14 protein-coding genes are annotated in these 13,069 nt (G+C 49.0%); 7 read left to right on the forward strand and 7 right to left on the reverse strand.

Features of this window, described 5'->3' with window-relative positions:
• Positions 1 to 28 precede the first annotated feature (28 nt).
• Entirely contained in the window at positions 29 to 154 is a 126-nt protein-coding gene (lptM, locus tag VN23_RS22460; RefSeq protein ID WP_156455205.1) for an LPS translocon maturation chaperone LptM, read from the forward strand.
• A 79-nt stretch (positions 155 to 233) separates the two neighbouring features.
• Here the strand turns inward: lptM and VN23_RS13185 are convergent, their stop codons facing one another.
• Positions 234 to 674 (reverse strand): Lrp/AsnC family transcriptional regulator, encoded by a 441-nt coding sequence (locus VN23_RS13185; protein WP_197432920.1) that lies wholly within the window; start codon positions 672 to 674, stop codon positions 234 to 236.
• 127 nt (positions 675 to 801) lie between these two features.
• Here VN23_RS13185 and lysA point away from each other — a divergent pair, with 127 nt between their 5' ends.
• Complete coding sequence (lysA, locus tag VN23_RS13190; protein ID WP_046352307.1) at positions 802 to 2,034, forward strand: diaminopimelate decarboxylase; 1,233 nt, start codon at positions 802 to 804, stop codon at positions 2,032 to 2,034.
• 20 nt (positions 2,035 to 2,054) lie between these two features.
• Here the strand turns inward: lysA and VN23_RS13195 are convergent, their stop codons facing one another.
• On the reverse strand, positions 2,055 to 2,555 hold the full coding sequence (locus VN23_RS13195; protein WP_052746631.1) for a thermonuclease family protein: 501 nt from the start codon (positions 2,553 to 2,555) through the stop codon (positions 2,055 to 2,057).
• A gap of 210 nt (positions 2,556 to 2,765) precedes the next feature.
• Between VN23_RS13195 and VN23_RS13200 the strand changes: the two genes are divergently transcribed.
• Positions 2,766 to 4,025 carry an HD-GYP domain-containing protein gene (locus VN23_RS13200; RefSeq protein WP_046352309.1) on the forward strand — a complete coding sequence of 420 codons (1,260 nt, stop codon included), beginning with the start codon at positions 2,766 to 2,768 and terminating at the stop codon, positions 4,023 to 4,025.
• 46 nt (positions 4,026 to 4,071) lie between these two features.
• Here VN23_RS13200 and hpnC read toward each other — a convergent pair whose 3' ends face one another.
• Positions 4,072 to 4,902 carry a squalene synthase HpnC gene (gene hpnC / locus VN23_RS13205; protein WP_046352310.1) on the reverse strand — a complete coding sequence of 277 codons (831 nt, stop codon included), beginning with the start codon at positions 4,900 to 4,902 and terminating at the stop codon, positions 4,072 to 4,074.
• A gap of 116 nt (positions 4,903 to 5,018) precedes the next feature.
• Between hpnC and VN23_RS22250 the strand changes: the two genes are divergently transcribed.
• Both VN23_RS22250 and VN23_RS13215 read left to right on the forward strand, forming a co-directional pair.
• Positions 5,019 to 5,399: a ComEA family DNA-binding protein gene (locus VN23_RS22250; RefSeq protein ID WP_046352311.1), complete on the forward strand. Its 381-nt coding sequence runs from the start codon at positions 5,019 to 5,021 to the stop codon at positions 5,397 to 5,399.
• 181 nt (positions 5,400 to 5,580) lie between these two features.
• Positions 5,581 to 6,672, forward strand: coding sequence for a PLP-dependent cysteine synthase family protein (locus VN23_RS13215; RefSeq protein WP_046352312.1), 1,092 nt, complete (start codon positions 5,581 to 5,583; stop codon positions 6,670 to 6,672).
• A gap of 187 nt (positions 6,673 to 6,859) precedes the next feature.
• Here VN23_RS13215 and VN23_RS13220 read toward each other — a convergent pair whose 3' ends face one another.
• Complete coding sequence (locus VN23_RS13220) at positions 6,860 to 7,711, reverse strand: 2OG-Fe(II) oxygenase (protein WP_046352313.1); 852 nt, start codon at positions 7,709 to 7,711, stop codon at positions 6,860 to 6,862.
• Between the two features lie 333 nt (positions 7,712 to 8,044).
• Here VN23_RS13220 and purB point away from each other — a divergent pair, with 333 nt between their 5' ends.
• Both purB and VN23_RS13230 read left to right on the forward strand, forming a co-directional pair.
• A complete protein-coding gene (purB, locus tag VN23_RS13225) occupies positions 8,045 to 9,415 on the forward strand; it encodes an adenylosuccinate lyase (RefSeq protein ID WP_046352314.1) in 1,371 nt (456 codons plus the stop codon).
• A 91-nt stretch (positions 9,416 to 9,506) separates the two neighbouring features.
• A complete protein-coding gene (locus VN23_RS13230) occupies positions 9,507 to 10,967 on the forward strand; it encodes a YdgA family protein (protein ID WP_082752783.1) in 1,461 nt (486 codons plus the stop codon).
• Positions 10,968 to 11,063: 96 nt separating this feature from the next.
• On the opposite strand, the gene VN23_RS13235 is transcribed toward VN23_RS13230, so the two are convergent.
• From VN23_RS13235 to VN23_RS13245, 3 genes are read right to left on the reverse strand one after another with little or no spacing between them, the layout of a single operon-like run.
• Entirely contained in the window at positions 11,064 to 11,402 is a 339-nt protein-coding gene (locus VN23_RS13235) for a nuclear transport factor 2 family protein (RefSeq protein ID WP_046352316.1), read from the reverse strand.
• 13 nt (positions 11,403 to 11,415) lie between these two features.
• Positions 11,416 to 12,285, reverse strand: a complete 870-nt coding sequence (hslO, locus tag VN23_RS13240; RefSeq protein ID WP_046352317.1) for an Hsp33 family molecular chaperone HslO — start codon at positions 12,283 to 12,285, stop codon at positions 11,416 to 11,418.
• A gap of 50 nt (positions 12,286 to 12,335) precedes the next feature.
• On the reverse strand, positions 12,336 to 12,932 hold the full coding sequence (locus tag VN23_RS13245; protein ID WP_046352318.1) for an MFS transporter: 597 nt from the start codon (positions 12,930 to 12,932) through the stop codon (positions 12,336 to 12,338).
• Positions 12,933 to 13,069 lie beyond the last annotated feature (137 nt).

A 13,069-nucleotide genomic window follows, 5' to 3' on the forward strand; every position in this document is an offset into this window, starting at 1 on the left:
TGCCACTAAATACTGACTAGTAGCCAAAATGATACGTGCGCTGTTATTACTATTGACCATTGCCACTCTTACAGCCTGCGGTTTTAAAGGTGGCCTTTATCTACCTGAAAAGCCTGCCAGCACCACGGCCAGTGCGCCAGCTGCATCCAAATAAACGAGCATAGCGACATATCGTGCCTACATGATGACCATACAATTCAATTCGACAGAGTGGGCACCAAAACGTGCCCGCCCTACACGATAGAAATCGTTTTCCCCAGCACATGGGTGGTTAAAACAATAGCGGTAGAGGTCGAACCAAAAGCATTCAGCTCATTAATAATGCGCTGCAAGTGCTCTACATCGGTGGCCAGCACCCGCATGACTGCGCCATCCTCACCCGTCACCGTATAGCAATCAATAATCTCAGGGCAATCTGCCACAAATTGCGCATAGGGCCTGCCTTGCTGGGTGGATAGCCGAATCATCGCGGTAATCTGATAGCCCAAAGCCTTGGGATTAATATCGGCCCGATAGCCGCGAATTACATTGCTGCTCTCTAATCTTTTAATTCGCTCGGAAACCGCAGGCTGGCTCAGGTGCACTTGCCGCCCTATTTCGGCGTGTGACATCCGTGCATCGGTCTGCAAAATTTGCAGGATTTTCTGGTCAAAAAGGTCGATTTTCGGATTCATAAGCATACTCGGTTTATTTCCAGTGAAACTCTGGGTAAATCTGGCATTTACTTATGAAATGCCCTGTATTCCAAACGAATACCTTGCTAAATTATAAGTCCATTATATCTACTTACTGCGCCAAGCCATGATATCAAATTGCCAGATTGCCCAGATTGCCGACCAATTTTCTACCCCTTGCTGGGCCTATGATGCGGCAACCATTCGGGCACAAATTGCTCGTCTGCGTCAATTTGATGTGATTCGCTTTGCGCAAAAAGCCTCCAGCAATATCCATTTACTCAAACTCATGCGTGAAGAAGGCGTGCTGGTAGATTCAGTTTCGCTGGGCGAAGTCGAGCGTGCGCTGGCGGCAGGCTTTGTACCTGATAGCCATGCCAAACATGCGCCGATTGTTTTTACCGCCGATCTTTTAGATAAAAAAGCACTGGCGCGCGTGGTTGAGCTCAATATTCCGGTGAACTGTGGCTCGCCACAAATGCTAGAACAACTAGGGCAAGCGCACGCGGGTCATTCAGTTTGGCTACGCATCAACCCCGGCTTTGGCCACGGGCACAGCCGTAAAACCAATACCGGTGGCGAGCAAAGTAAGCATGGCATCTGGTTTAAGCATTTAGCAGAAAGCCTAGCGCTGATCGCCCAGTACAAACTCAAGCTCATCGGCCTGCATATGCATATTGGTTCGGGCGTCGATTACGATCATTTGCAAAGCGTTTGCGATGCAATGATTGCCCAGGTAAAAACCTGCGCTCAGGATTTATCAGCGATTTCGATTGGCGGTGGCTTATCGATTCCCTACCAAGTAGGGGATGCGATTGTTGATACCGATCATTACTTCCAGATTTGGGATAAAGCGCGTCAGGAAATTGAAACGCATTTAGGCCACAAGATCAGCATGGAAATCGAACCTGGCCGCTTTTTAGTGGCGCAATCGGGCTGCTTGATTTCTGAACTACGCGCGCAAAAACAAGTGGGGAGCAACTTCTTTGCCTTGGTCGACGCAGGCTTTAATGATCTGGCCCGCCCAGCAATGTATGGCAGCTATCACCGCATCAGCAGCTATGCACCGGATGGCTCGCCACGCAGCGGCGCACTTCGCCCCACCGTTGTAGCCGGGCCTTTATGCGAATCAGGCGATGTATTTACCCAGATTGAAGGCGGGGAAGTCACTACTCAGGATTTACCAAGCTGCGAGATAGGCGATTTGCTGGTGTTTCACGACACCGGCGCATACGGCGCCAGCATGTCGTCCAATTACAACTCTCGGCCATTAATCCCTGAAGTGTTAGTCGATGGCGATCAAATCACCCAAATCCGCCGCCGCCAAACGGTGCAGGAATTGATTGCGCTGGAAATGTAAGCGCTTCATCACGGCCCTTTTTAATTCACCTTGTGCGCCTTGCGATAATCCCAAGGCGGCACAGGCCCACTTTCTTGCCAAAGCCCTATTTTGGCCTGCCGAGCTTGCTGCTCTAAACTTTGGTAGTGCTCAAAATCGACCGTGCTTTGCTTACCTTTAGCAAAGTGCTGATAGTGCCAGGCAAAGCCCGCCTTAATTTGCTCGCTATTTATATCTGTATTTTTTAAATGCAATACCACCACTCGGCGCTGATAACGATCGCTATCTATTACCTGCACTTGAACTCGCTTCTGATAAACCCATCGATCCAGATGACGCCGCGCCTCGCTACCAAAAGGCTGGCTGTATTCTGGCGCATCGATAAAAGCCAAGCGCAACTGATGCTCTTGATTTTTATCATCACGAATCACCAGCGAATCCCCATCCATCACCTTAATCACAAGACCAGATATCAATGTATTCGAGGCTTGCTCTGCCCTGCAGGCGCTGAGTAACAAAATCAGCAAACATCCTCGCCACATATCCCCTCCTTCTCCCAAGCATTCAATCTAAGCGATCACATAAAACATATCTGCATGGCAAGGCTGACTATTGCTTCCAGAGCACAGCCTACTAAGATATACAGTGCGCTGACACAAAGGCTTGGCTCGTAATCAGCAAGCCGAAGTATAAACATGCATCCACCTTGCTCATCTCCTACCCATCATTTTAGATAAAATGGCAATTTGCACATGAATGCCTTCAAAAAGCGTACTGCGATTCGAATTGCCGCTGTCAGTATTGCGCTCGCCTCTTTAGCCAGCCCCGTGGCGTGGTATGTAGAAAAAGAGAACGCCGAGGAAGGAATTGTTTCGCTGGCCATTGAAGAATCAGGGCGTTTACTTCATCACTACGACGCAATTAATTTAAGCGGCCCCAATACTGTAGAGCACGCCAAAAGCGCGGCTCAAACTATATCCGGCGGCTTATTTGATATTGCAGAGATTTATAACCATGCGGGGCAAAAATTAGCCGAATCCTTAACCAGCGAAGGCGAAGCTGTGGAGTCTTACCTAGCTGCACATGGCCAACCCAACTACAGCCAAGCTTCATATGAGAGTTTAAAGCTCCCAGGCAATCGCTGGGTTTTAAGAGTTTTTGTGCCACTGCGTGGCTCAAACAACACGATCACAGGCTATTTTGAAGGGGTGCGAGTCGTGCCGGCATGGCAGCACCGGCAAATACTTTATTCATCACTTACGGTTGCGCTAATGGTTTGCCTTGCAGCGCTCCTCTGTGGCACAGCACTTTATCCGGTCGTTGTGCATCTTTCTACAGATAATGCACGCAAAGCCCGCGAAGTGCTCGATTCGCATATTTCCATGATGGAAGCACTGGGCCGAGCCATTGCCAAACGAGACTCTGATACCGGCGCACACAACTACCGCGTAGCCTGGATTGCCGCCTTTATTGCCGAGCGAATAAAATCAGGGCCTTCAGGCAGAGAAATGCAAGGCTTAATTGCAGGAAGTTTTTTACATGATGTGGGCAAAATCGGCATCCCCGACGCCATCTTATTAAAACCCGGCAAGCTAGATGACGCCGAGCTGGCGATTATGCGAACGCATGTCAGCCAAGGCGAGCAAATTGTAAAAGGGATGGGCTGGCTAGATGGTGCTCATGAAGTGGTCGCCGCCCACCATGAAAAATGGGACGGATCCGGCTACCCGCGCCAGCTTCAAGGTGAAGAGATTCCGCTTTCAGCACGGATCTTTGCCGTAGCCGATGTATTTGACGCCCTATGCTCTAAACGCCCTTACAAAGAACCCATGGACTTTGATGAGGCGATGGACATTCTGGAACAAGGCAGAGCCAGCCACTTCGACCCCAGCGTGATGGACATTTTCCGCCCGCTGGCGGCAGGTATTTTTCAGAAGCTAGCCAATATCAGCGAAGCCGATGCGCATGACTTACTCAAAGAGCGCATCCGGCAGCATTTTGAAATGCAATAAGAAAAACCTCGCCACAGCCGACAAATCACACATTCAATGCACGCAGCTACTTCACCCGAATCGCCCGCCACAGTAAACGCGGCCAGTCTTGCCAAGTTAATACGGGACGATGGCGGAAAACATCAGGCTGTAGCTTCAACTTTTCCAAAATTGCATCGCCCCCCAAGATAGTCAGGCGGATTTCTAGGCCGATCCGGCCAGGTAAAATTTTGCCGAGCGGCGCGCCAGCGTGCAGCATTTTCTGGCTGCGCCGCACCTGAAACGCCATTAAGCGTCGCCAGTTTGCATCCACTTCACCTGCGGCAATTTGCGCTTCGCTCACCCCAAAGCGCTCTAAATCGGCTAGGGGAAAATAAACACGGCCATTGGCCCAGTCTTTTTCTACATCCTGCCAAAAATTAATCAGCTGCAAGGCACTGCAAATACCATCGGATAAGGCCAGATTACGCGGTGTAGCAAGGCCAAAGATATGGAGCAGAATGCGCCCAACCGGATTAGCTGAACGCCGGCAGTAATACATCAACTCGCCAAAATCGGCAAAGCGATGCTTAGTCACATCTTGTGTAAACGCATCAAGCAGATCGTGATAAAGCTGGATAGGGATGTGATATTGGTGCGTGGCTAGGGCAAGAGCTTGATAGCGCGCAGTAAGCGGCGTTTGCTTTGCCACGATTAAATCTAGCTCTGCCCGGCATGCTGCCAGTGCGCTTAAACGCTCTGCTGGTGCAGCATCACCTTCATCCGCCAAATCATCGGCATGGCGGGCAAAATGATAAACCGCCACCACCGCCTTACGGTATTTTCGAGGCAAAAGTAAAGAGGCCACGGGAAAATTCTCGTAATGCCCAACGGCTTGTTCGGGTGTAATTGCAACCATAAGCTGAACCTAATCTGACACGAAAAGCGCGCACCAACAAGGCATGCTATATTTAAGCCGCATTGCCTCAGTTGGGGCATTGGCCCGCGTGTTTATCTTAAATTAAAGGGAATCTCATGAAAAAATGGCTTATTGCCTTGCTAAGTGCCTTTGCTCTTAGTGGTATGACTCTTGCTGCTGTAGATATTAACACCGCCAGCCAAGAACAACTGGAAGCGGTTAACGGACTTGGGCCTGCTAAAGCCAAAGCGATTATCGAATATCGCAGTAAAAATGGCCCGTTTAAAAGCGCAGAAGACCTAAAGAAAGTCCCCGGCATTAAAGATGGCGTTTTCAATAAAGTAAAAGCAGAAGTATCAGTGGGCGGCAAAATGGCAGCGCCTGCAGCAGCCACCAAAGTAGAAAAGATGGAAAAGCCCATGAAAGCCAGCCAGGCCGCAAGCAAAATGGAAAAAGCTGATAAGGCAGTAAAAGCCAGCATGCCTGCTAAAAAATAAGCAGCAAAAATTACAAAAAGGCACCTGAGGTGCCTTTTTTTATACCTATTTCTATTTGCGTGCGCCAAACCCTCAGCATTTTTTATAACGGCCCCCCATCATCCCCAAGCATTTTTAACTTGAACCGCGCTCGCTCTCATGGAATGCTGTGCCATCTTTCGCACTAAAATGATAACTCATAATGACAGATAGCCGCGCTTGGGTTGCCCGTGCGATTCGCACTATTGAAGCTGATTTTAATCGCTCTGCAGATACCCATTTAATCCCGCTTGATTTACCGGGTTTTCCCGGCATTGATTTCTATTTAAAAGATGAATCAAGCCATCCAACGGGCAGCTTAAAGCACCGTCTGGCACGCTCACTCTTTTTATATTCACTAGCCAATGGCTGGATTAACGCCAAAAGCACCGTGATTGAAGCATCGAGCGGCTCAACTGCTATTTCTGAGGCTTATTTTGCACGGCTTTTAGGACTACCCTTTATTGCCGTGATGCCCGCATCAACCAGCCCGGAAAAAATTGCGGCGATTACTTTTTATGGCGGGCTGTGCCATTTAGTGAATGACCCAACCACGCTGCATAGCGAATCGCTCAGGCTTGCCGCAGAAACCAACGGCCACTTTATGGATCAGTTTACCTACGCCGAGCGTGCCACCGATTGGCGAGCCAATAATAATATTGCCGAATCTATTTTTGCGCAGATGGCACTGGAGCCTCACCCGATTCCTAAATGGATCGTCGCCAGCTGTGGCACAGGCGGCACATCGGCCACCTTGGGGCGCTATGTACGCTATCGCCAGCACAGCACGCAAATTGCCTGCGTAGACCCAGATAACTCGGTATTTTTTGACGCTTTTTGCAGCAAAGATCGCAGCTTAAGCTTGCAATGTGGCTCTTTAATCGAAGGTATAGGCCGCCCTAAGGTAGAAGCGTCTTTTATACCCTCGGTGATCGACAGTATGTTTCAAGTGCCCGACGCGCTATCGATTGCCGCCACGCGCTGGCTATCTGAAAAGCTAGGCCGCAGAGTGGGCGGGTCCACTGGCTGCAATTTGGCTGGCGTACTGGCTTTGGCACTAGAAATGAAAACCGCCGGGCAAAGCGGCAGCATCGTTACCCTGCTTTGCGATAGCGGCGAGCGCTATGCGCATTCTTACTACAACGATGCATGGCTGGCAGAACGAGGCATTGATATTCAGCCTCGGCTAGAGCAGCTAAGCGCCATTACCGAACGAGGTGAAACACTAAGTTTACGACGGGCGGATCAGGGCTAGGGTGGCGGCTGTGAATGGTGCAGTGTGGCGCACTGCGTGTTGAGCAACGAAAACCGCCGCTCACCGAGCCTCGAGTGCGCCCTACGCCATGATTTCTGATTTTTTCATCTGAGCATGTCGGGTTACGCCGATTTATCCGCCAAAAAACCGTGAATAAACCGCCTAACCCGACCTACTCCTTGGCCTATCAGCCAAATCGCCCCTGACGCATCCATTTGGTGGCAATCCATTTTTCGCCTTTGAGCACAGGGTTGCCTCCGTGCAGGGTTAAAGGATCGGTTTGGCTATGGCTATTACAGTATTCAAAATAAACGGCAGAGCCTTTTTTAGGCGCAACAGCCAAGCCCAGCTCAGGAAAAATAGTTTCGCCGCCCTCATCCACATCATTTAAATACATGACTAAAGTGGATACACGCTGGCCGCCATTTTTTAGATGAACCTGACTGCCTTGATCCGCAACTGGGAAATAATCAAAATGCGGTTTGTATTCGCCGCCAATTTTGTAATTTAAAATTTGCAGACCTTCACCGTTTTCAATCGGCCAGTGCATCACATCCGCAATCCGGCGATCCAACCTAGCGATAAACTCGTTTTCATTCACAGTAAAAAAAGTACCAAAGCTACTGCGATCATCGATGACTTCTTCAGCCCCCGTTTGCGGGTCCACAATGGTCGATCGCTTGAGCTTGCTTTGTGATAAGCGCACCAGCTCATCGCATTCTTCCATCGACAATAAATCGTCCAGGATAGCCACAATCGGTTTGGCCACCCTTGCCGTTACCCGAACGATGCGATCATGGGTATGAATCACCCCACCTTCCATCGGAAACCGAGCTGGCTCCGCAATATACGCAGCAGCAGGCACAGCCGCCGTTTTAGTCTGAGTTGATACATTAGAAAAATGAAAAACCACGGCATTGGCAAAAATGGGATCAAACCCTTTGCCAGCCATCACTTCAACCAGTGATTGCGGTACGCAACCCCTGGCTAAATTATCAACAATCCAATTTTGCCAGTCTGCTGTAATTTGCGTGTCCATCGCCCCATCCTCATATTGATTTATTTGTAGTGACATTCTTACAAGACAAAGGCAGTGCTGTCATCCTTATTTATCCTGACGTTGCAAACAGGCCAAGACAAGCAAGAAAACAACATTTCGTAAAGCTGATCAAATACTTAAAGCATAAGTAGGATAAGAAAAAACCACCGGATATAGCAATGAGGCAAATACCGTTTATCAGCCAGAAAACAACATCCCGACGCCCTTTACCCAACTTCATTTGCCTTGCAAATGAAGTTTGCCCAGAGCAGCAAGCGCGGGCTGTGTTAAAATTAGCACCTTGATTTTTGCAGACGTGAGACTTGGCTCGCAATGGAACTTTCCGCTCTTACCGCCTTATCCCCGCTCGACGGTCGTTATGAAAAACAGCTCGCCGATTTACGTCCTTATTTTAGCGAATACGCGCTGGTTAAAAACCGCGTTACCGTTGAAATTGCTTGGCTAAAAGCCCTTGCTGCAGAAGCCGCGATTGAAGAGATTAAGCCTTTCTCTGCAGCCACCATCGCTGAACTCGATGCGGTTGTCGCCCAATTTTCACCAGAGCACGCGCTGGAAGTGAAAACCATTGAGCGCACTACCAACCACGACGTAAAAGCCGTGGAATACTGGATGAAAGAACGTTTATCCGGTAATGCCGAAGTCAGCGCTGCGAATGAATTCATCCATTTTGCTTGCACTTCAGAAGACATCAACAACCTGAGCCACGCCCTGATGTTAAAAGGCGCTCGTGATGCAGTGATGTTGCCTAAGCTCAAAGAAATGGTCAGTAAGCTCAAAGAGCTAGCTCACGCCTTAGCCGATGCGCCGATGATGAGCCGTACCCACGGCCAGCCAGCGACACCGACCACCATGGGCAAAGAAATGGCCAATGTGGCTTACCGTCTTGAGCGCCAACTGGTTCGCATCGAAAAAATCGAGCTGCTTGGCAAGATCAATGGTGCCGTAGGTAACTACAACGCCCACATTTCCGCCTACCCTGATTTTGATTGGGAAAGCTTCTGCCGCCGTTTTGTAGAAGGCTTGGGTATCAGCTTTAACGCCTACAGCACGCAAATTGAATCGCACGATTATATGAGCGAGCTGTACGACACGTTTACCCGTGCCAACACCATTCTTATTGATATGAACCGCGATATCTGGGGATATATCTCGCTGGGCTTCTTTAAACAGCGTGTGAATAAGAACGAAATTGGCTCCAGCACGATGCCGCATAAAGTGAATCCAATTGACTTCGAAAACTCCGAAGGTAATCTGGGCATGGCTAATGCGATGCTGACCCATCTATCGCAAAAACTACCAATCAGCCGTTGGCAACGTGACCTGACCGACTCCACCGTACTACGTAATATGGGTGTAGGTTTGGGCTATAGCTTGCTGGCTTATGGTGCCTGTTTAAAAGGCCTGAACAAGCTGGAAGTCAATCGCCAAGCCATGCTGGATGATTTGAACGCCAACTGGGAAGTGCTGGCTGAGCCGATTCAAACGGTGATGCGCCGTTATGCCGTGCCTAATCCTTATGAGCAGTTAAAAGAGCTCACACGGGGAAAAAGCGGCATTACCCGTGAAGCATTAGCGGTGTTTATTGATGGCTTAGAAATTCCCGAGCAAGAAAAGGCCCGCCTGAAAGAGCTGACACCATGGAACTACATTGGTAAAGCTGTAGAACTCGCGCAACGGATCTAAAATCCAATCTGAACGGGCGCCACAAGCGCCCGTTTTTCTGCCAAGCTAGCATCTTACTTACGCCTTTTTGATGCGCAAGGCACGATATTGAATGTCGGAGACAATGGTGAAACGTAAAGTATTACTGGGTAGTGCAATCACAGCCGCCATCCTATCCACAGCCTATATTGGCGGTGCTTATGTGGCTGGGCAAGCCGCTGAAAAAACACTAAAAAAACAGCACGAATGGCTAAGCAGCCTGCCCTACTTTATTGTAAAAAATCGTGAATATCAGCCCGGCTGGTTTAGCTCCAGCGAAAAAACCACGCTGCTGCTTAATCCCGAGCTTTATCGCTTTTTTATTGAGCGTGCGGGCACCGAGCTGCCTAAATTTAAAGTGACCTATACCCAGCATATTAAACACGGCCCTTTCCCACTGCTCAGCAGCTTTAATTTGCGCCCCTATAAAGCAGTGGTTGAATCTGAATTTGTTTTCTCGCCAGAAACGCAAAAGTTTTTAACCCAATTCTTTGGCACACAAAAGCCCATTCATATTGAAAACCGAATCGGCTTTAATGACGATGGCGTTATTTCTGTAAAAGTACCGAGCTTTGATTATGAAGAAGCTATTTCTGGTGTAAAAGCCAAATGGAAAGGCTTTGATGCCACACTCAATTACGGTGGTGATTTTAATAGCGTTAAACTGATTGCCAATGCACCCGGTTTATCTGGCGAAGCCAAGGGCAAGCTCTCATTTGCCTTTAATGATTTAAGCTTTGGCTTTGATCATGTGCGCGGTAAAACAGGCGTGATGCTGGGCACAACCACAGCCAATCTGGCTGGCTTTGATATGCAGCTTTCAGAAAACACCCCGATTAAACTCAAGCTGGAAAACCTGAAATACGCGGGCAATATTGTGGAAGAAGGCGAGTTTATTAACGGCGGCGCAAATATCAATTTAGCCAAGCTCATCCTCGACGATCAACCATATGGCCCTGCCGAGCTGCAAGCCACAGCCAGCCATTTGCACGGCCCAACGCTTGCTAAGCTTGCTGATGAATTTACTGCGCTACAGAAAAAACAACTGAACCGCGATGAATTCTCTGCCGAGTTAGTTAAGCTGGTTAAAACCCACGGCATGCCGCTGCTTACGCATGACCCCCTGCTGGCGATTAAAAAGTTCGACGTTAAGCTCCCCGATGGCTCGATCCGCTTTACCACCGAAGTGGGCCTCAAAGGCTTCAAACCGACCGACCTTGATAAACCGGTTGAATTTGTAAGCAAACTCCACGCCAAAGCCGATTTCTCTGTACCGCGCAAAGTGATCGAAACCATGGTGATGTGGCAAGCCCGTAATATGTTCGGCGGACCGGATAGCGGCGTAGCAGCAGACGATCTCGATTATCTGGCAGGACAATTTGTAGAAGGCCAGATCAACAAGCTCACCGATCAAAACCTGATCCGCAGCGAAAACGGCCTGCTCTCTGCCAAAGCCTCGCTAGAAAAAGGCGCTTTCATGCTCAATGGCATCAATGTGCCACTGCCTTGGCAAGAGCCTGCAGCAGCACAATAAGCACGAAGACATAACTAAAATGCCCCGAAAAGATCGGGGCATTTTTTTGCAGCGCCTATAGCAAAAGTATCGAATCATTCAACTTAGACGGCGTTTTCACGAGCTAAAAAAGAACACGTCCTTAATCAGCCCTGCCTCGCAGTGATAAATCACGACAACGGCTTCAGGCTCATCGCTGCGCCCATATACCCATTCGTGATCGACCACCTTATTGCCCATCACGATCCGCTGACTCACCTCGGCGCGCTGCTGAAGATTCGCGAAAGAGCTAGCTGCATAGCGGGCCTTAAATTGATCCAAGCCCTGCATACTTGGTCTAGCCGCAGGTGGCCACCAAACTTTCACATCAGCGCTATAGCAGGCACAAAAAGCGTCTAGGTCTTTAGCGTTGTAGGCATCTAACTGATCCTGGGCAAGCTGGGCGGGGCTTCTCATCAACCATCCATCCTTAATGCAATTGCGGATTCACTTCGGTAATCCCGTGCCCGATAAAGAGCTGGGTAACATCTACTTGGTCGAACTGGTATTTTTCGTTGCAAAACTCGCAACCCACATCCACATGGCCATGCTCGGCGAGCAAGCCTTCGATTTCTTCTTTGCCTAGCATTTTCAGCATGCCACCTACGCGCTCTCTGGAGCAAGTGCAGGCGAAGCTTGGGAATACCGGGTCGAAAATACGGACTTTTTCTTCGTTATACAGACGATAGAGTGTTTCGCGCAGCGGCAGACTAAGCAGCTCTTCGTCTTGAATGGTTTGCGATAAGGCAGTGACTCTATCCCACCCATCTGCATCGCCCTGACCTTCTGGTAGCTTTTGAATCAGGAGCCCACCAGCCATTTCGCCGTCGGCCGCCAGCCAGATTTTGGTATCGAGCTGCTCTGAGCGCTGCATATAATTTTCGATGATTTCAGCCACACTCTGACCTTTTTCAAAGCCCACAATGCCCTGCCATGTCTCACCGTCTTGCGGGTCGATCATGATAGCAAACTGACCTTGGCCAATCAGCTCGGCCAGCGTGGCATCGCTAGGAATCAAGCCTTCCCAGCGTGCGGTAGCACGCAATGTCATCTCGCTGGTGCATTCAACCACCAACATTTTTAGCGGGCCATTGCCACGCAATTGCATCACTAAAGTGCCATCAAGCTTAATGGTTGCAGTGAGTAAGGCAGCAGCGGAAAGTAATTCGCCAATGCGCTTTTGTAAAACCGGCGGGTAAGGATGACGAGTCAGAACTTCTTTATAGGTTGCATCAAGCTGAACGATTTCGCCGCGCACCGGCAGGCCATCAAACAGAAAACGCTCTAGTGAATCTTTCATTTTTACTCTCTACTTAAAAAGCTGTGACTCAGAATATTGAGCTACAAGTATTATTTTTTAGTTTTAATCGCGCTAGATTGCACGCGTTCAACGGTATAGCTGGTCATTGGCATCGATGAGCTCACATCAAAAGCACAACCTGCTTCAATCCCGATACGGGCGATATCAGCCGCGCTTAAATCAGGATTATCGTAAACGGCATTCATCGCGCCAATTGCATAATCACGGCCACTGCCTATGCCCCAGAAACGCTGGTATTCATAAACTTCACGCAGGCTATAGACAGCAAAAATGCCGTGCGGATTAGCCAGCAGCACGGTCATTTGGCTGGATTCGTAGGGATCGTCTTCCTCTTCGTCTACTTTTAGAAAGAAGTCGTCTTTAAGTTTTGGATGTAGCTTTCTGAAGCTTTCAAAAATAGCGGGTCTATCGCTAAAATCCAGATTTTTTACTTTTTTAAGCACTGCTTGCAAAACTAAATCGTGAGCAGCGCTGCCTGCAATCGAAAAATATCCATCGTGTGCAGCAAAAATTTTATTCCAACACGCATCGTCCCCCGCGCCTAGCCGGGTATCACCAAAAGTAGATTGGCTATCCGCCGCAATGGCGATCTGATCGCCTTTTTTAACGACAACTACCGTGGTCATTTATTTTCCTTATTAGCGCAATTTCTAAAAAAACCTGTAGACACAGAGATAAAAACCAGACCACAGAGCACACAGAGAAAACCTTTATCTCATTCAAATAACGTAGCCTCAGCTGATTTTTTTCTCCGTGGACTGTA

Origin of the sequence: Janthinobacterium sp. B9-8, from assembly GCF_000969645.2 — a bacterium.
GTDB lineage: Bacteria > Pseudomonadota > Gammaproteobacteria > Burkholderiales > Chitinibacteraceae > Iodobacter.

What these genes read in the sequence shown, in the direction of transcription:
- lptM (WP_156455205.1), top strand. Translation starts at nt 29, where the DNA reads ATGATACGTGCGCTGTTATTACTATTGACCATTGCCACTCTTACAGCC.
- VN23_RS13185 (WP_197432920.1), bottom strand. Translation starts at nt 674, where the DNA reads ATGAATCCGAAAATCGACCTTTTTGACCAGAAAATCCTGCAAATTTTG.
- lysA (WP_046352307.1), top strand. Translation starts at nt 802, where the DNA reads ATGATATCAAATTGCCAGATTGCCCAGATTGCCGACCAATTTTCTACC.
- VN23_RS13195 (WP_052746631.1), bottom strand. Translation starts at nt 2,555, where the DNA reads ATGTGGCGAGGATGTTTGCTGATTTTGTTACTCAGCGCCTGCAGGGCA.
- VN23_RS13200 (WP_046352309.1), top strand. Translation starts at nt 2,766, where the DNA reads ATGAATGCCTTCAAAAAGCGTACTGCGATTCGAATTGCCGCTGTCAGT.
- hpnC (WP_046352310.1), bottom strand. Translation starts at nt 4,902, where the DNA reads ATGGTTGCAATTACACCCGAACAAGCCGTTGGGCATTACGAGAATTTT.
- VN23_RS22250 (WP_046352311.1), top strand. Translation starts at nt 5,019, where the DNA reads ATGAAAAAATGGCTTATTGCCTTGCTAAGTGCCTTTGCTCTTAGTGGT.
- VN23_RS13215 (WP_046352312.1), top strand. Translation starts at nt 5,581, where the DNA reads ATGACAGATAGCCGCGCTTGGGTTGCCCGTGCGATTCGCACTATTGAA.
- VN23_RS13220 (WP_046352313.1), bottom strand. Translation starts at nt 7,711, where the DNA reads ATGGACACGCAAATTACAGCAGACTGGCAAAATTGGATTGTTGATAAT.
- purB (WP_046352314.1), top strand. Translation starts at nt 8,045, where the DNA reads ATGGAACTTTCCGCTCTTACCGCCTTATCCCCGCTCGACGGTCGTTAT.
- VN23_RS13230 (WP_082752783.1), top strand. Translation starts at nt 9,507, where the DNA reads ATGTCGGAGACAATGGTGAAACGTAAAGTATTACTGGGTAGTGCAATC.
- VN23_RS13235 (WP_046352316.1), bottom strand. Translation starts at nt 11,402, where the DNA reads ATGAGAAGCCCCGCCCAGCTTGCCCAGGATCAGTTAGATGCCTACAAC.
- hslO (WP_046352317.1), bottom strand. Translation starts at nt 12,285, where the DNA reads ATGAAAGATTCACTAGAGCGTTTTCTGTTTGATGGCCTGCCGGTGCGC.
- VN23_RS13245 (WP_046352318.1), bottom strand. Translation starts at nt 12,932, where the DNA reads ATGACCACGGTAGTTGTCGTTAAAAAAGGCGATCAGATCGCCATTGCG.